The sequence below is a fragment of the Streptomyces sp. NPDC048442 genome (genome assembly GCF_040651475.1).
Classification (GTDB): Bacteria; Actinomycetota; Actinomycetes; order Streptomycetales; family Streptomycetaceae; genus Streptomyces.
The window spans coordinates 1-17,654 of sequence record NZ_JBEZKB010000021.1 but is presented as its reverse complement, the minus strand read 5'-3'; the positions used below and the strand labels follow the sequence as shown (position 1 = coordinate 17,654).

The window sequence follows — 17,654 nt, the reverse complement described above, 5'->3', positions numbered from 1 at the left end:
CCGGCGGTGCCTCGTGGCACCGCCGGCCCTCTGCGACCGCCCCCCACCCGCAGCCGGACCACCGCCCGTACGGGCCGGCCCGGCCGCCCGGTCCGGCGCACCGGCACCTCCCCCGCTGTGCGACGGCGCTCCGGCTTCTTCGACCCACCGGCGAAAGGAACGGCCCCCCATGGCCACAGACGGATTCACCGACCCGCGCATCGTTCCCCACGAGTCGGCCCAGGAACGCGACGCGCGCGAGCGGCTCACCAAGCTCCTCGTCGACAGCCCGATACCGCCCGAGTACCTGATCGACAACCTGCCCGTCTACCTGCGCCGCCACCAGCTCGCCGACCTGCTCTCCATGGACGCGCTCTACCGCATGCTGCCCGAAGTCCCGGGCGTCATCATGGAGTTCGGGGTGCTGCACGGCCGCCACCTGGCCACGCTCACGGCGCTGCGCAGCATCTACGAGCCGTACAACTCGCTGCGCCGCATCATCGGCTTCGACACCTTCACCGGCTTCCCCGACGACATCAAGGACGTGGACAAGGTCAGCACCAGCGCCGTCGCCGGACGCTTCGCGGTGCCCGAGGACGAGGTCAGCCACCTGCGCGAGGTGCTGGCCGCGCACGAGGCCACCGAGCCGTACGGGCACACCCAGCGCTCCTTCGTCGTGCAGGGCGACGTGCGCGAGACCGTACCGCAGTACCTGAAGGACAACCCGGAGACGGTCATCGCCATGGCCTACTTCGACCTGGACCTCTACCAGCCGACCAAGGAACTCCTCCGGGCGATCCGGCCGCACCTGACCAGGGGGAGCATCCTGGCGTTCGACGAGCTGGCCCACCCCAAGTGGCCGGGCGAGACCACGGCGCTGCAGGAGGTCTTCGGCCTCGACTGCGCGCCGCTGCGCCAGCTGCCGGGCCGCGAGCCCCCGGTCATCTACCTGAAGTGGGGCGAGTGAGCGGACCGCGACCGCTGTGACCACCACTGGGCAGAGGGGCGCGACAGCGCCCACGGCCGTGCGGGAACTCGCCGTGGAGGGCGCCTTCGAGTTCACCCCGAAGGTGTTCCCCGACCGCCGCGGCCTGTTCGTGACGACGTATCAGCAGCCGGTGTTCGCCGGGGCGACCGGGCACGCCTTCCCGTTCTTCCAGACCGGCCAGAGCCTCTCGCACCGCGGGGTGGTGCGCGGAGTGCACTTCACCGCGACGCCGCCGGGCATGGCCAAGCACGTGTACTGCGCGCGGGGCCGGGCGCTCGACTTCGTCGTCGACCTCCGGGTGGGCTCCCCCACCTTCGGCCGGTGGGACACCGTCCAGCTGGACCAGGAACACTTCCGGTCCACGTATCTGCCGGTCGGCGTGGGCCATGCGTTCGTCGCCCTTGAGGACGACACCGCGATGGTGTACCAGATGTCCGGGCCGTACGTGGCGGAGCACGAGCTCGCGCTCTCCCCGCTGGACCCGGCGCTCGGTCTGCCCGTCACGCTCGACGGCGTCGAACCGATCCTGGCGGAGCGTGACATCAGCGCCCCCACGCTGGCCGGGGCGCTGGAGTCGGGCATCCTGCCACGCTACGAGGACTGCCTCGTACGGGAGGACCGACTCGGGCGGGAGGACTGACCCGCGCGGGGAGGACTGACTCGCGCGGGAGGGCCGCGGCACCCGGGGACGGGATGCCGCAGCCTCTCCCGAAGGGGGTACCGGTCAGCCGGACTTACGGCGGAAGCGCCGCTTCTGACCGGCGGGACCGCTCATGTTCCTGATCTTGCTGCGCCCCTCTTCGTGCGCCTGCGCGGACTGCGAGAGCTGGGCCTTGCGCTCCAGCGCCTCCTTGAACTTCGCGCGTACCTCGTCCGCACCGCTGTTGTTCTCCGGAGTTTCGGTCATAAGGCCCTCCTTGCCGTAAAGATCATTTCGCGTCAGAACCGCCCCCACATCTTCACAGGCGGTTCTGGAGCCCCGCTCGAAGTCCGCTGGAAGGCGTAGGACGGCAGGTCGACCGGAACGCCCCCGGCGAACACCCGCTCCCAGTCGATGTCCTGCCCCGCCACATGCAGTACGCCCAACTCCCGTGTCAGCGCCCGCACTTCGTCCCATTCCCCGGCCGGGCCGCACTCCAGGTACCGGCCCGCTCCCGAGCGCTCCCACGTGGCGATCGCGTCCACGAACCGCACCGGGTCGCGCACTTGGCGCACCCAGTACCCCGGGTCCGCCGCCTCATCCGCCGACACGGCCCGCCCCGTCACCGTCGACACCCACGTCATCGACGGCGCCCGGAACACGCACTGTGCCGCCACCCGCCCGAACTCGCCGGGCCTCGCGTCCGCCTGCGCCAGCCGGCCCCGCGCCGCCGCCAGCCGTGCCGCGTCCGCGAGATCCAGCACCCCCGCCACGTGCGCCGCCGCCACCTCGCCCACCGCGTGACCGGCCACCGCGGCCGGCACCACGCCCCACGACTCCCACAGCCGGTACGACGCCACCTCGACGGCGAACAGCGCGGGCTGCGCGAACCGGGTCTCCTGGACCAGCACCGCGTCGGGGCCGTCCGCCGCACCGAACAGCACCGCCACCAGCGGCAGCGGCAGATGCGGATCGAGCGCGGCACACACCTCGTCGAACGCCCACCGGAAGCGGGGGAACGCCGCGTACAGCTCCCTCCCCATGCCGATGCGCCGACTGCCCTCGCCGGGGAACAGCACCGCGAGGTCCGTTCCCCTGTCCGGGGCCCTCATGTCCGGGACCTTCATGTCCGGGGCCCTCATGTCCGGTGTCCCCGCGACGAGTCCGGGATGGCCGTGGCCGGCCGCCAGGGCGCGCAGGGCTTCTGCCGCCTCCGCGGACGACGCGGCCACGACACTGGCCCGGTACTCCAGATGGGGGCGGTGCCGGGCGGCGGTGTACGCCACGTCGAGGAGGCCCGCGTCGGGTGTGCCGTCGAGGTGACGGGCGAGCCGGCCCGCGTTCTCGGCGCGGGCCCGCGCGGTGCGGCCCGAGACGGTGAGGGCGACGGGGGCCGGCCCGCCGCGGCGGCGACGGCCGGTGACGGCCCCCCAGTCCACGTCGAACCCGTCGCACCACAGCGCGGCGGCCACGTCCTCCAGTGCCTGGCGGGCGCCCCCGGGGTGCGGGGTGATCGCGAGCACGCGCAGAGCGCGTCCGCCGGGGAGCGCGCGGGGGGCTTCGGCCCGAGGTGCGGGGGCGCACAGGGCGCGGGCCCAGTACGCGGCGTCGAGGTCGCTGCCGTCGGTGTACCCGCCGGTGACGGCCGACCAGAACGGCACCGTGGCCAACCGGGTGCGCAGCGTGCCCAGGCGGCGCTCCAGCTCGGGCGCCAGTTCGCCTGCCCCGGCGTCGACTTCACGGGACCCGGCGTCGGCGCGTTCGGCGACCAGCCGGGACCAGGTGGTGATCAGGCGGGCGGCGTCGGCGAGCGGCAGCACGCCCGCGAAGACCGCGGCGGCCACCTCGCCCGTGCCCTCCCCGAGGACGACCGCGGGCTCGACACCCCAGGCGCTCAGGGTGCGGGCGATGGCCGTCTGCAGGGCGAACAGCTCAGGGCCCGAGGCGGCCCGGTCCGCGAGGAGTTCCCCGGTGACCGACCGGGGGATGACCGACCGGCGGGTGACGAGCCGTCCGGTGACGAGCCGTCCGGTGTACGGCCGCAGGGCCCGGTCGCACTCGTCGAGGGCGGCCCGGAAAGCGGGTTCGCCGAGCAGGTCACGGCTCGCGCCGAGCAGGTCACGGCTCGCGTCGAGCCGGTGCGTATCCGGTCCGCCGAAGCAGAAGGCGAGCGCGTCCGGCCGGCCGGGGTCCTGGGCGCGGGCGGCAATGTGGGTGCGCAGCGCGTCGGCCAGTTCGCCGCGGTGGGCGACGGCGGCGACGACCCGGTGCGAGCCCGTGGCGCGGCCGAGGAGTTCGGGCACGTACCAGGTATCGCCCGTGCGGATCCGGTCGGCGAGCATGTCGGCGGCCGCGCGCAGGCCCTCCGCGCTGTCGGCGGCGAGCGGCACGAACAGCCGTCGCCGGTACGGGGCTTCCGCCAGGACCAGCCCAGTGCGTGCGCCGCCCAACTCCCCTTCCCCGGCGGGGAGTTCGCCGTGGTGCAGGGCGAGCGCGGTACTCAGCAGACCGACGACGCCCGCGGCGGGCCCGGCAGGGTGCGGCCCGGAGCCGACGACGGCGCTGCCGCGGACGACGGCGTAGACGCGGTCCCCGGCGGTGAGCGCGTCCGACAGGCGGCGCAGTACGACGATGCCGCAGCCCTCACCCCGTACGCCTTCGGCCTTCAGCGTGCTGCGCGGACCGCGCCGCACGTCGACGCCGCCCGCCAGCGCCAGGTCCGCCGCCCCCTCGCGCAGGGCGCGTACGGCGAGGTGAACGGCGGTGAGAGAGGACCCGCCGGCCGCCGGGACGGCGGGAGCGGGCCCCCGGAGGCCGAGGGTGCGGGCGATCCGGGCGGGCAGCGCCGCGCCGTCGTACCCCTGCTCCGTGGTTCCCAGGAACACGCCGGTACGGCTGCCCGTCGGCCCGTCGTGGACGATGCGCGCGTCCTCCAGCGCGGCCCACGCGGTCTCCAGCGCGATGCGCCGGCGGGGGTCCATCCGCCGGGCTTCGGCGGGCGGGACGCGGAACAGGTCCGCGTCGAAGCCGGTGATGTCGTCGAGGAGGCCGCCCCGGTGGACGGTGGCGTCGCGCAGGCCCTGCCACAGTGCTGCGGGGGTCTCGATGCCGCCCGGCAGCCGACAGCCGATGCCGACGATCGCGACCGGCTCACCGGCACCCGCCCGCACGGCCGTCTCGCGTACGGCTGTCTCGCGGGCGGCAGTCTCGGGGGCGGCAGTCTCGCGGGCGGCCGTCTCGCGTACGGCCGTCTCGCGTACGGCCGTCTCCTGCGCGGTCCCTAGAAGGGGGGCGGTGTCGCTGTTCACCTGGGCAGTGCCCATCTGCACTTCCTTGGGTTCGTCGCACCGGAGCGGCAGGGCGGGCGGACCGCGTGTGCCGCGGGCGTTCCAGGTTCCCGCCTCCCTCTTGAGATCTGCTGGAGCAACGCCGGGCCCGCCGCTACCGGGCGCGCCGTGCCGTGTCCTGGAGGGTGCGCGCGAAGTCGGCGACGGGGGTGGCGGCGGAGGTGAGCACCAGCTGCGGGGCGCGGGCGCCGAAGGCCGCGACCGCACGCGCGACTTCGTACCCGACGACGCCCGCGCCCGAGAAGCCGCCGAGCACGACCGGTCCTTCGCTCAGCACGCGCAGCACGGCGTCCCGCAGCCGGGACACCTCGGCCGGGCGCAGCAGGGCGATCGCCTCGGGGCCCCGGTAGGCCCTGACGAGCGGGGTGTGCAGGGAGCGGGGCGTGCTGGGTGTCTGGACCAGACAGACGGTGCCCGCGCCGGAGCTGGTGGCGGGGCGCAGTACGACGAGCGGGGGCGCGGTGGCGTCCTCGGAGTACGGGCGGGCGACGGCGCGAGGGGGCTCCGGCCGTGGTTCCTGGGGGAGGCCGGCGACCAGTTCGACGAGCTCGCCGACCGTCGTGGAGCAGTCCGCCTCGGAAGGAATGCGGCACAGCAACTGGGCGGTGTGCGAGAGGAGTTGACCGGCGTCGCCCAGGCGGCTCCGGTCGTACGAGGCGGTGAGTGCGAGGGCGCCGTCGTCGTGGTGGTGGGCGACGAGGGTGAAGGGGAACGCGGTGCGGGCGCCGAGCGTCTCGGCGCCGCCGACGCGCACCCCCTGTTCGGCGAGGAGGCGGGTGAGGGCCTCGGTCTCACGCGGCAGGTCCTCGAAGACGAGCAGGCTGCCGGTCGCCGACGCGGAGCGCAGCCCGGACCAGGAACGTATCTGACCCGCCGACACCCATTCGTAGGCGGACCGCTCCAGGGCCTGGTCGCGCAGCGCGCCCAGGAAGGCGGGCACGGTGGCGTGCGGGTCGACGTCGACGGTGACCGGCAGGGGGTTGCGCAGCGGGGCGGGCAGGCCCTCGACGCCCTCGAAGGGGATGCCGCGTCCGGAGACGGTGGTGTGGAAGCGGACCCGGGCCCGGCCCTCGCACCCCCGGGCCCGGTACAGCAGCAGCGCCCACACCGCGTGCAGGACGCTGCTCTCGGGGCTGCCCAGGCCGGCCGCCCAAGTGCTGAGCTGCTCGGTCTGCGCGACGGTGAGCCGGGTGCGGGCGTAGCCGACGCCCGCCCCGGTGGCGGTGGCGAGCGGGTCCGTGCCGGGGTCGAGGTCGGCCCCGGCCCAGAACTCCTGCGCGGGAGCGGTGTTCCGGTCCCCGAGCCAGCGCAGGTAGTCGCCGAGGTCGGGGCGGCGCTCGCCGCCGGGCAGCCGGCCGTCCGCGAGGTAGGCGCGGTAGAACTCCTGCAGCAGGATCCGCACGCTGCGGCCGTCCAGCAGGGCGTGGTGGAAGGTGAGCAGGACGCGGGTCGGTTCGGCGGCGGCCCCGACCGGTCCGCCGCTCAGGACGGTGATGCGCAGCGGGCCCCGGCCGCGCGGGTCGAGTCCGCGGCGGCGGTCCGCCTCGACGACCGTGTTCCAGTCGGTGGTGGCGTACGAGAGCAGTACGACCTCGGGGATGATCCGGTCGTGCTGGACGAGGCGGGGCTCGGGGCCGTCCTCGAAAGTGGCGCGCAGCATGCTCTCGCGGTCGAAGACGGACTGCCAGGCGGCGGTGAACCGGCGGAAGTCGATCGGTCCGGTCCAGGCGAAGGCGAACTGTTCGCTGTGGCGGGCGGTGGAGGGGTGGGCGACCAGTTCACGCTGCAGCGGGGTCGGCTGCAGTCTGCGCCCGTCCGGCGCGGCGGACGGCGGGTGGGTGAGCAGGTCGGCGAGCAGCCCGGCCGGGAAGTCGGCGGGAGCCCCGGGGTCGGCCGCGGGGTCTTCTGCGGATTCTTCTGCGGGGTCTTCTGCGGGTTCGGCCACGGGGTCGACTTCGGAATCGGCCGCAGGGCCGGCCCCGGGATCGACCGCAGGGTCTCCTGCGGGATCGACCGCAGGGTCTCCTGCGGGATCGACTGCCGGGTCGGCCCCGGCATCGGCTGCGGGGTCGGTCGCGGAATCGGCCGCGGTGGAGAACCGCAGCGTGTGCCGGCGGGGGCCGGACCGTTCGACGCGGTGGTGCCACAGCGGTTCCCGCACGGGGCGGTGGACCGCCCGTTCGACGCGGTCGAGGGCCGACTCCAGCCGGTGCGTGTCCAGCGAGCCGTGCAACTCCATGACCGGCAGGGCGCCTTCGGCCTTGTCGGTGAGGTCGACGACGACGGTCAGCGACCGGCCGGGGCCTTCTCCAGGGGTGTGCGGGGTGTGATCGGCGGTCATCGTCATCCGGGGCGCGCACCTCCTCGTACCTGCGTGCATGTCCACGCACGGCCACCGCTACGCACACGGCGAAACCCCGCCCTCCCTCCTCTGCGAGCGCGGAACGAGTATGCGAAGACCCGCCCATGCGGACCTGACGCGGCGCTGACACGGCGGTCGGGCAGCGCCGCGGGAACGGCGGCCGGGTGGGGGCGGGCCGGGGCGGCAAGGGGGCGGCGCCCCGGCCCGCAGGGCTGGTGGTACGGGTGAGGGGCCACGCCGGGCTTCGCCATGACGGCCTCCTCGTCCTCACGTACGCACCCACCGTTTTCGTACGGTAGCCAGCTGTGCGCCCGTGGGCCGGTTTCCTCCAGCAGGGCTCCAGAGCGGCCGGAACCCTCCTGTACCGGACGCTGTGCCGGACCCCGCACCGGACGGCTCAGTCGAGGAGTTCGGCGACGGCTCCCATGAACCCCTCGTCGAACATGGTGTGGGCCGCGGTGTCGGACGAACTGTCCAGGCCCGCGTCGTGGCGGGCGACGCTGAGCAGGAAGCGGTCGCCCAGGACGAGGTGCGTGGCGAAGGACCATTGCGCGTGGGTGGCCGGGCCCTCGTCGGCCGTGCCGAAGCCGAACTCGGTGAATCCGAGCCGCAGTCCCTGGCCGAGTGCCTTGGTGTAGGCCTCCTTCAGGGTCCACAGCCGCAGCATCCGGGCGCTGCGCTCGGGCTCCGGGAGCGCGGTGAGGTCGGTGCGCTCGGCGGGAGAGAGCACATGACCGTGCATCAGGTCGTAGGGCATGCGCCGGTCGGCGGGTTCGGCGTCGACCCCGATGCGGCCGTCGCGGCTGATGCCGACGGCGATCAGGTCGTCGGTGTGGGTCAGGCTGACGTCGATCTGGTCGAGGCCGCGCAGGTACGGGCGTCCGCCGGTCCGGTACGCGAGGTCGATCTCGGCCGGGTCGATGTGCAGGGCGGCCGCGGCGGTGTACTTGGTGGCGAGCCTGGAGGCGACGAAGCGGTAGCGGATGGTGGGGTCGGTGGTGCGCCGGTAGCGCTGCCAGTCCCGGCCCAGCAGGGGGCGCAGCGAGGGGTCGGCGACCGCGGTGGTGAGCCATTCGCCCCAGGTGGTGTGGACGACGGCGTTTCCGTACCGGTCCATGGACTGCCTCACGCGGTGCCAGGGCGCGTCCGGTCCGCTGACGTGGACCGGCGTACCGATGCGCTCCGCGCCGGGCAACGGGATGCTCGTCAAGGTCGCTGCCTTCCGTGGGGTGGAGCGGGAAGTGTCGGCGCCGCGGTGGGTCACCCTGCGAGGCCGACGGCGTCGAGGTCGTAGCTGCGGCCGTCCCGGTAGCGGCGCAGGGCCTCCTCCAGGACGCGCTCCTGGCAGCCCTCGGGCAGCTCGGGCACCGGGATGCCGAGCCGGCCGCCGATCCGGGTGAGGGCGAGGACCGCCCAGGCGGGGTCGCTGAGGAACGGGTCGGTGCCGTCCTGGTGCTCCCAGGTCCCCAGGACGGCGGCCGCCCCGACGACGTGGCAGTAGCGGTCCGAGAGGACGGCGACGGCGGGGTCGGCGAGGGCCGCTCCGGGGTCCGGGAGGCGGCGGCACTGTTCTTGCAGGGCGCGCAGCTCGGTGGCGAACGCCTCGGCGAGCGCGGCCAGTACGGCGAGGTCGCCGCCCGCGGAACGCGCCGCGGCGAGGCGTCCGGCGCTGCCCAGGAGCGAGGCGGCCATGAAGTCGCCGCCCCCGGCGATGCCGAGCAACCGGTGTTCCAGGTACGGCAGTTGTGCGTCGGGGCCAAACAGCTCGGGCGGCGGTTCCTCCTCGGTGAACCAGGACCGCCGGGCCAGACCGCGCAGTTGTGGCACGAGTACGGACTGGCAGGAGGCGCTTCCGGCGTGCCCGAGCCCGGCGACCGGCAGGTCCCGTGCGAGCTTGCCCAGTGCGCCGTACTCGGGGGCCCGGTGGTCGTAGCCGTGCGCGCCGAGGACGGTGGCGAGTTCTTCGAGCTTCTCGCGCAGCAGGTCGGGCACCACGTACTTGACGGCGGCCGCGAAGAGATGGGAACCGGCCGGGAGCAGGCTGAGCGCCCGCAGGGCGGTCGTGGCCATGCTGTCGCAGGCCAGCAGCTCGGCGAAGACCCCTGCGAGCGGTTTGCACCGGCGCCGCGAGACGGGGCCGGTGCTGTCCTGGACCGCGGCCCGTACGGCGGAGCGCAGCACCGTGTCCACGGCGGCGGTCGCCACCGAGCAGACCAGGCTGCGGTTGACCTGGAAGGTGCGCAGCGCGAGGGACACGCCCTCGCCCTGTGACCCGACCAGGGCGTCCGCGGGGGCGGGGCAGTCGGTGAACTCCAGCCCGCCGAACAGCGCGCCGCGCATGCCCGCGGTCTCCACCCTGGGCAGGTGCCTTACCTGTCCCGGCCGCTGCCCGGCGGGGTCCAGGAGGAGTACGGAGTGGCTGCGCGGCCCGCGCAGGGCGTCGGTACGGGCGTAGACGACCTGGAGGTCGGCGCGGTGCGCGTTGAGGATGACGTCCTTGTGTCCGCCGAGCCGGTAGCCGCCGGGGACGCTGCGGGCGGTGAACTCGTGGCGCAGGATCGCGTTCGCGTGGGCGAGTTCGTGGTGCAGGATCGCGGCCCGCCCGCCGGTCAGCAGTACGTCGGCGACGTCCCGGCGCTGGCGGTCGCTGCCCGCGGCCCAGACCGCGCCTGCGGCGAACAGCGAGACGATGCCGTGGCCGAAGCCGAGGGCGAGGTCGCGCCGGAAGACCGGGCGCAGGGCGCGCGCGAGGTGGTCGGCACGGGTGAGCAGGCCGCCGTGCGCGGCGGGAACGAACTCGGCGCCGATCCCCTCGGTGGCCAGCAGCGTCTCGGTCGCGGCAGGCACCTCGCGCCGGGCGTCGGCGGCGAACAGGGCGCCGAGGCCGTGCGGGTTGGCCGGATCGTAGGGGTCGCCGAGCAGCTTCTCCAGACGGGCGGCGCGGGCGGACGCGTCGACGGCCCGCCGGGTGCGCCCGGGGCCCGGGATGTCGACGGTTTCGGCGCTGAGGGTCATGGTCGTCACTGTGCCGGGCTTCGCTCGAGACTCGGCAGAGAGCCGCTCCACCGGACCCGGAAGAGCGCCGGAGACTCACTCAGCGGGATCGGGATCGGGATCGAGTGCGGGTTCGGCCGACGCGTCGACGCTGGACCGGCCAAACCCACCGGGCGCAAGCATCGCCGCCCACCACTGCCTTGCCTGCACCGGGATCAGCCCACCCGGCTCAGCCGCTCCGTGCCCGTGGCGGGCGCGTCCAGCGGCTGTTCGGGGCCGGCCATCAGTATCGAGCGCTGCAAGCGGCGCAGTCCTGCGGAGGGTTCGAGGCCGAGTTCACGGACCAGGGTCTGGCGAAGCCGCTGGTAGACGTCGAGTGCCTCGCTGCGGCGACCGGAGCGGTGCAGGGCGAGCATGAACTGGCCGTGCAGGTTCTCGTGGGTGCGGTAGCGGCTGACCAGCACGGTCAGTTCGGCGAGCAGTTCCCGGTGCCTGCCGAGCCGCAGATCGGCCTCGATGCGCTGGTCGAGCGCGCACAGCCAGGTCTCCTCCAGCCTCCGGATCTGCGTCTCCAGCCGGGGTCCCGCCTGTACGTCGGCGAGTGCGGATCCGTTCCACAGGCCCAGGGCGGCGCTCAACTCCCGTGCCGCGCGCGGGAAGTCACCGGCGTCCATCGCCCGGTACCCCATGCCTGCGAGCCGTTCGAACTCGCGGACGTCGCTGGCACCGCCCGAGGTGTGCAGCACATAGCCGCCGGGCGCGGTCATGAGCACGTCCTTGGCGATGCGCGGCGCGGCGCCCTGCGGGTCGTGCGTGAGGGCCGCCGCGATCAGCTCGCGGAGCTGCAGCACATACGTCTGAAGGGTCGTACGCGCACTGCGCGGCGCCCGGTCGCCCCAGAGTTCCTCGACGAGCGAGGCCACCGGGACGACCTCGTCGGCGTGCAGGGCCAGCAGGGCGAGCACCTGTCGCGGCTTGGGGGCCGTCGGCGTCACCGAGATCCCGTTTTCCCTGACGGCCAACGGGCCCAATACTTCGATGTCCACGCCGTTTCCCCTCTTCGTGCCTGAGTCGTCAGTCGCCCGAGGCCTCGTCAAGAACCTCTCGGTACTCGATACACACTCCAGTTAAAAACAGGCCGTCCGGTCTGTCAATACCAAACCGTCTGCGCTGTTTTCTTAGACTGCCACACCCTCGCTCGACTCTCCCTACAGCCGCACCACAGAGCACGGGATGCCCGAAAGTGCCCCTTAAACAAGGGGAGTTGAGGGTCTGTACAGTCCCGCACACCTTCAGCAGGGCCATGAGTGAACCGAATCGGGGCTCCAAGGCCGACACAAACCCGGCAAATTACCGAACCGTATGGTCTTCTTTTTGCTCCGCCCCTCTCAGTCCGGGCAGCAGCAGCTCCCAGAATCCGGCGATCCTGTGCTCGGCGTACCAGGCGGGGTCCTGGGCGCCGAGCACCTCGAAGCCCACAGTCGCGGCGACGATCGTGCAGGCCGCGGCGTCCGAGGAGACCCCTTCCGCGAGGCCCCCCTCCCGCTCGGCCCTGACCACCGCCTCCTCGACCCAGCGCCGCCAGCCCTGCTGACAGGAGCCCGCCCCCTCGCGACCCTCCCCGCCCAGCTCGAAGCCGGCCCTGACCACGGGGTCCTGCGCGAGCCGGTCCATCAGCACGTACGACGTGTCGACGAGTTCCTGGAGCACCCCGCCCCCGACGGCACCCGTCCCCTCGACGATCCGGGCCACCGCCAGGGCGGCCTCCTCCTCGACGGCTCGGGCGAGCGCCTGCTTGTTCTTGAAATGAAAGTGCAGCGCGCCGTTGCTGACTCCGGCGCGCCCGCTGATCGTGGTCAGCGAGGCGAGTACGTACCCCTCCTCCGCGAACACCTCGGCCGCCGCCTCGATCAGGGCTCTGCGAGTCCGTACCGCGCGCTCCTGCTTGACCATCTGCTCTCTCCTGGGATCTCGGCGACGGGCGACGCGGCCGGAGGACGGACGCCTTGATCACCAAATTAACAAACCGCGCGGGCGGTTTATAGATGCGAGAGGCATTTATCTCCGACCGTCGCCCCGCTCCCCCGGCCCCTCCCCCTCTCCCGGCTCCCGCCGTACGCGGTCCAGCACCCGCCGTACGCGGTCAACACCCGCCGTACGGCCTCATCTCCAGCTGTACGGGGCGTGGTAGACGGCGTCGCGCTCCGGCCGCCGCCACCCCGCGCGCGGGCGCTCCAGGGCCGGCGCCCGGCGCTCCTCCCGTCGCGCGGCGAGCAGCGAGAAGAGCGCCACCACCGCGGCGAGCTCCTCCTCGCTGGCCTCGCCGCGCTCCACCCGGACCACTGCTCCGGTGCTTTCCCCACTGTTCACGAAGTCCTCCTGACTTTCCGTCACCGTCCGCCACCCCGCTCGAGGAACGGTCCATGTGCGGTGGAGAACCGCTCCTGAGCACTCCGAATCCGGTGGAGGACCGCCGCTGCTGACCACTCCCGAGCCCTTCCGGCGGGAGGCGGCCCATGAAAAAAGCTCCGCGACCCGGTCGCGGGCCGCGGAGCTACTGGTCGCCTCGTCAGCTCGCCCTGGCCCCCAGCAGGACCGGCAGCTCGCGGTAACCGTTCATCAGGAACGTGGGCATGGGCTCCAGTTCGTCCGGCGCACAGGCGAGCCGGAGGTCGGGGAAGTTCGTGAAGAGGGAGGCGAATGCGGAGGTCGCCTCCACCCTGGCCAGCGGGACTCCCATGCAGCGGTGCGCGCCGTGCCCGTATCCGAGGGTGTCGCGGTCGGTGCGCAGCAGGTCGAACTCGGCCGCGTCCTCGCCGTACCGCTCCGGGTCGAGTCCTCCGGCGGCGAACGAGACGAGAATGGCATCGCCCTGCGCGATGTGCACGCCGTCCAGATCGATGTCCTCGACGGCGAAACGCATCGGCGAGTACGCCCCCGGAGTGTGCATCCGCATCGTCTCGGCGGCCACGTCGTCCCAAGTGGCCCGGCCTGCCCGGACGTGTCCCCACTGCTCGGGACGGGACAGGAGTCGGCCGACCGCGTTGGTGATCAGCGCGGCCGTGGTGTCCTGTCCGCCCGCGATCATCAGGTAGAGGGTGCCCAGGAGTTCGGCCTCGCTGAGCCGGTCGCCCTGGTCCCGTGCCTGGATCAGCAACGACGTCAGGTCATCGCAGGGTGCGGCCCGCTTGGCCTCCACGTGCGCGGCGAGCAGCCCGAAGGCCTCCATCCGGGCCGCCTCCATCTCCGCCGCCGAGACCGTGGTGCTGAACACCGTGTGCAGGGCGGTGCACAGGGTCTTCGTGGCGGCGCCCTGCGGCACTCCGAAGAGCTCGCAGATCACCCGCATGGGCAGCAGCTCGGCGAACTCCGCACGCAGGTCGACGGGGACGTCGGCGGGCAGGGCGGCCAGCCGGTCGGCCAGTTCGGCGGCGATCTCCTCGACGCGGGGCCGCATGGCTTCGGAGCGGCGTGCCGTGAAGGCCCCCGCCACCAGCCGCCGGAGTCTGGAGTGCTCCTCGCCGTACGCGAACAGCATGTTCTCGTTGGCCACCCACGGGTACAGCGGCCAGTCCGGGGTGATCCGCCCCTCCTGCAGGTCCGGCCAGTGCATGCGCGCGTTCTTGGACACCCGCGGGTCGGTCAGCAGCCGCTCGACCTGCCGCTGGCCCACGACCGCCCACGCCGTCACCCCGCCCGGCAGGGTCACCCGGACCGCGGGCCCCTGCTCCCGCAGCATCGCGGCTTCGCCCGCCAGGTCACGTCCGGTGACGTCCAGTGCGTACGGGCATGCAGCTATCTCCGTCATTTCCCACCCCTGCGTCGATGTGCACTGCTGTTGATTACGCCGTAATCACTCGTACTCGTACGGGGTTCCGGCCGCCGGACTCCGCCGGCCCGACCACCGCTCCCCCTGCGCAGGACACCGCTCCCCCACAGAGGTCAGGCGCTCACCCCGGCCGCGAGCGCCTTCTTCTCCGCGCGCGCCGTGACGGCCTCTTCGTACACCCGCACCGCCCGGTCGGGCGAGATGTCGAGCCGGACGAGCACCGCGGGCAGCGCGAGGCTCGACAGAAGGTGCCGCTGGAGGTCCGCCACGCGTTCCGGCAGGTCGGCGTGGTTCGTCATGATCTTCGAGAGGACCTGCACCCCGGTGAATCCCCCCGTGAACAGCTTCGCCGCGGAGTCGATGTCCACCTGAGGAAGAAGCTCCCCGTTCTCCTGCGCGCCGGTGAGTATCGTGGCGTTGCGGTCGATCCACGCGCTCATCGGCACCCGCCGGTCCAGCCCGTCGACCCGCGAGCCCTGGTCGACGGTGAGCCGTACGCTGCCGCGCACCATGGCGTCGCCCGTACTGAGCATGTGGGCGATCACCAGCGACTCGTCCACTCCCTGCTGGAGCATCAGCTCGCGCCGGGGAACCTCCGGGACCGCGAAGACCTGGTTGGCGAGGACCGCCTGGGCCAGTTCCTTCTTGGACGTGAAGTGGAAGTAGAGGGCTCCCTTGGTCACCCCGGCCCTGCTGAGGATCTCGGAGATGGCCGCGGCCTCGTAACCGACCTCGTCGAACACCTCGGCCGCCCCGACCAGGATCGCGTCTCGCGTCCGAACTGCCCGCTCCTGCTTCGCCACAACTACCTCCGTGCCACGCCTTGCCATGGACCGCCCGAGCAATTACAGACCGGGCGGTACGTATCTTATCTTGATCATCCTCCGTAGTAGATGCCTTCACCATGCGATTTTGGCAACAGCGGGACCACGGCCCCGCGGAGCCGGACCGTACGGTCGTTTCGCTCTGCGAGAGGACAATAAAACCAGTCAGCCGGTTTTTCAATGCCCCGTGTCCGGGCAAGTTCCGCTCGCATGTGCGGGCGCACCCGAGCCATGAATCTGACATTCCTCTTGTGCCGACCTCGGTTTGATGCCCTGAGGCCCTTGAAAACAAAACCGGGTGGTACGTATCTTCGTGGCTGGAACTGGCTCTGTGACGACGCTGTGGGGGATTACATGACCGTGCTCGCATACCACCAGGAACAACTGATCCCCGCCTCTCAGCCCCTCCCCTCCGGAACGGCCCTGTTCCCGGAGGCCCGGGACGTGCCAAAGGACGGTGTCCCGCCCGCGCCGACACAGGCCGCCGCGGCCGCCACGACCGTCGGGGAGCTGAGCCATCTGCTCTTCGACCGCGGTGAGCGGGAGCGGGTCCACGGCACCTGGCGCGAATTCATCTCGGACGAGGCGTTCCGCTACCGCGACGGGCTCTCCCCCGCCGACCGTGCCGCGCTCGCCTACGAACGGCTGCGGGAGGTCAACTCCCTGATCGGCAGCCCCGAGACCCTCGCACGCGACCCGCGGATGCTGGCCAGCCTGCACGAGTGGGGCGCGGTCGTGGACGGTGGCGGCGGACTGTGCACGGTCGCCAGCATCCACTACAACCTGTTCCTCGGCAGCCTCCTCGATCACGAGGGAAGTGAGAAGCGCGATCTGTCCGACTTCACGTCCATGCGCCGCACAGGAACGTTTCTGTGCACCGAGCTGGGGCACGGGAACGACGCGAGCGCGCTGGAGACCGTCGCCGAGTACGACCCGGTGAGCGACGGCTTCGTCCTGCACACGCCCACCGAGGGCGCCCAGAAGTTCATGCCGAACACCAGCTCCGTCGGAGGGCCCAAGAGCGCGCTCGTGGCGGCGCGGCTCCTCATCGAGGGGCGGGACGAGGGCGTCTTCCTCTTCCTGGTGCCGCTGAGCGACGAGCAGGGCACGCTGGCGGGGGTCAACGTCCGTCTGCTGCCCTATCGTTCGGGTGCTCCGGTGGACCACTGCCTCACCTCCTTCGACCGGGTCCGGCTGGGGCGCGAGGCACTGCTGGAGGCCGCGCACGGGCGGCTGGACGAGGAGGGGCGGCTGACCAGTGTCCTGGGCAACCGGCGCAAGCGTTTCCTGCAGTCCATCTGCCGGGTCACCACGGGCAAGCTCTGTATGAGCGGCGCCGCGGTGGGCGCTTCCAGGGCGGCCCTCGCGATTGCCGTGCGCTACGCGCAGCACCGCCGTATCAGCGGGGCCAAGGCCGGCGAGCGGGTGCCGTTGCAGGCCCACCGCAGCCACCACGGCAGGCTTCTCAGCTCGTTGGTCAGCTCCTACGCCATGACCTTCGCGCACCGCGAGGTGGTCGACCGCTGGAGCGAGGTGGACTCCCCCGAGACGCGGGAGACCGTCGAGCGCGAAGTGGCCGTCATGAAGGGCTGGATCACCTGGCAGGCGCGCGCCATCACCACCGAGTGCCGGGAGCGGTGCGGGGCCCAGGCCCTGTTCCAGGTGAACGGCCTCGCCGACTTCCCCCAGTACACCGAGGGAACGATCACCGCAGAGGGCGACAACCTGGTCGTCTGGCTGAAGGCCGCCAGCGAGCTGCTCTTCCGGACCGGCACCACGGAGCGCGAGGAGAGTGAAGTCCCGCTGGAGGAACAGCCATTGACGGAGCTGAGCTTCCTGCGCACGCTGCTTGCCGATGCCGAGCAGCTGTGGCGGGCCAGGGCCAGTGCGGGGCTGCGGGGCGGCCCGGCGGGGGATCCGCTCGGCCGCTGGAACTCGGCGTCGTTCGCCGCGCTGCGGATGGTCAAGATCCACGCCACCGTTCAGGCGGCCGACTCCTTCTTCCGCGCCATCGGCCGGACCACCGACCCTGCGACGCACGCCCTGCTCGAGAACGTATGCCTGCTGTTCCTGCTGGAGCAGCTCGGCGAGCACACCGGCGACCTGCTCGCTGCGGGGCACCTGAGCGCCGACCACGTCCGTTCCCTGCCCGACGCGATCGAGGCGGTCACTGCCGAGCTCGCACCCCACATGGCGACCCTTGTCGACGCGTTCGACCTGCCACCCGAGTTCCTGAACGCCCTGCCGATGCTCCAGGACAACGGCTACGGCTTCCTCCCGGACGCCTCGCCTGCCTGGGACGAGGAGTGATTACGGCGTAATCACCCGCAGCCGGGAGCGGGACGTGGCGCGGAGTGATTACGGCGTAATCACCCGCAGCCGTGGGCGCGGCGTGGCCGGTGGGTGATTACGGCGTAATCACCCACCGCACGGACCCCGAAGTGATTACGGCGTAATCACCTGCAGCACGGCAGCACGGGCCGGGAACTGATTACGGCGTCTTCACCGCCGCACGGTGCGGCCACGCTCCCCGCACTCCCCCACCCGCCCCGCGCCTGCCTTCTCGCCTCTCCCCCGCGCCCCCACCCTTCCTTGGGACAACCTGGGGTCAGAGTCGCTTGGGTCGCTTCGGTAGCTGTCGATACGACTGTGGGCGGGGGTGGAGTGATTACGGCGTAATCACTCCACCCC

General features: G+C 72.4%; 13 protein-coding genes. 3 read left to right on the top strand and 10 right to left on the bottom strand.

The window, feature by feature from the left end:
* Positions 1-169: 169 nt before the first annotated feature.
* Positions 170-946 (top strand): class I SAM-dependent methyltransferase, encoded by a 777-nt coding sequence (locus AB0D18_RS27570; protein ID WP_362424023.1) that lies wholly within the window; start codon positions 170-172, stop codon positions 944-946.
* A gap of 16 nt (positions 947-962) precedes the next feature.
* On the top strand, positions 963-1,607 hold the full coding sequence (locus AB0D18_RS27565) for a dTDP-4-dehydrorhamnose 3,5-epimerase family protein (protein ID WP_362424020.1): 645 nt from the start codon (positions 963-965) through the stop codon (positions 1,605-1,607).
* A gap of 84 nt (positions 1,608-1,691) precedes the next feature.
* Here the strand turns inward: AB0D18_RS27565 and AB0D18_RS27560 are convergent, their stop codons facing one another.
* From AB0D18_RS27560 to AB0D18_RS27515, 10 genes are all read right to left on the bottom strand, one after another.
* Positions 1,692-1,874, bottom strand: coding sequence for a DUF5302 domain-containing protein (locus AB0D18_RS27560; protein ID WP_362424017.1), 183 nt, complete (start codon positions 1,872-1,874; stop codon positions 1,692-1,694).
* Between the two features lie 32 nt (positions 1,875-1,906).
* Positions 1,907-4,930, bottom strand: coding sequence for an acyltransferase domain-containing protein (locus AB0D18_RS27555; protein WP_362424015.1), 3,024 nt, complete (start codon positions 4,928-4,930; stop codon positions 1,907-1,909).
* Between the two features lie 118 nt (positions 4,931-5,048).
* The gene (locus tag AB0D18_RS27550) at positions 5,049-7,301 is read right to left on the bottom strand and encodes a condensation domain-containing protein (protein WP_362424012.1); all 2,253 of its coding nucleotides are present in this window, start codon (positions 7,299-7,301) and stop codon (positions 5,049-5,051) included.
* Positions 7,302-7,713: 412 nt separating this feature from the next.
* Entirely contained in the window at positions 7,714-8,526 is an 813-nt protein-coding gene (locus AB0D18_RS27545) for a 4'-phosphopantetheinyl transferase superfamily protein (protein WP_362424009.1), read from the bottom strand.
* A gap of 50 nt (positions 8,527-8,576) precedes the next feature.
* A complete protein-coding gene (locus AB0D18_RS27540) occupies positions 8,577-10,331 on the bottom strand; it encodes an acyl-CoA dehydrogenase (RefSeq protein ID WP_362424006.1) in 1,755 nt (584 codons plus the stop codon).
* A gap of 194 nt (positions 10,332-10,525) precedes the next feature.
* A complete protein-coding gene (locus AB0D18_RS27535) occupies positions 10,526-11,356 on the bottom strand; it encodes an AfsR/SARP family transcriptional regulator (protein ID WP_362424003.1) in 831 nt (276 codons plus the stop codon).
* 304 nt (positions 11,357-11,660) lie between these two features.
* Positions 11,661-12,263 (bottom strand): ScbR family autoregulator-binding transcription factor, encoded by a 603-nt coding sequence (locus AB0D18_RS27530; RefSeq protein WP_362424000.1) that lies wholly within the window; start codon positions 12,261-12,263, stop codon positions 11,661-11,663.
* Positions 12,264-12,473: 210 nt separating this feature from the next.
* The gene (locus AB0D18_RS27525) at positions 12,474-12,680 is read right to left on the bottom strand and encodes an acyl-CoA carboxylase subunit epsilon (RefSeq protein ID WP_362423997.1); all 207 of its coding nucleotides are present in this window, start codon (positions 12,678-12,680) and stop codon (positions 12,474-12,476) included.
* 199 nt (positions 12,681-12,879) lie between these two features.
* A complete protein-coding gene (locus tag AB0D18_RS27520; protein ID WP_362423994.1) occupies positions 12,880-14,118 on the bottom strand; it encodes a cytochrome P450 in 1,239 nt (412 codons plus the stop codon).
* A gap of 134 nt (positions 14,119-14,252) precedes the next feature.
* A complete protein-coding gene (locus AB0D18_RS27515; RefSeq protein WP_362423991.1) occupies positions 14,253-14,942 on the bottom strand; it encodes a ScbR family autoregulator-binding transcription factor in 690 nt (229 codons plus the stop codon).
* A 375-nt stretch (positions 14,943-15,317) separates the two neighbouring features.
* On the opposite strand from AB0D18_RS27515, the gene AB0D18_RS27510 reads away from it, so the two are divergent.
* The gene (locus tag AB0D18_RS27510; RefSeq protein WP_362423988.1) at positions 15,318-17,273 is read left to right on the top strand and encodes an acyl-CoA dehydrogenase; all 1,956 of its coding nucleotides are present in this window, start codon (positions 15,318-15,320) and stop codon (positions 17,271-17,273) included.
* Positions 17,274-17,654: the final 381 nt, after the last annotated feature.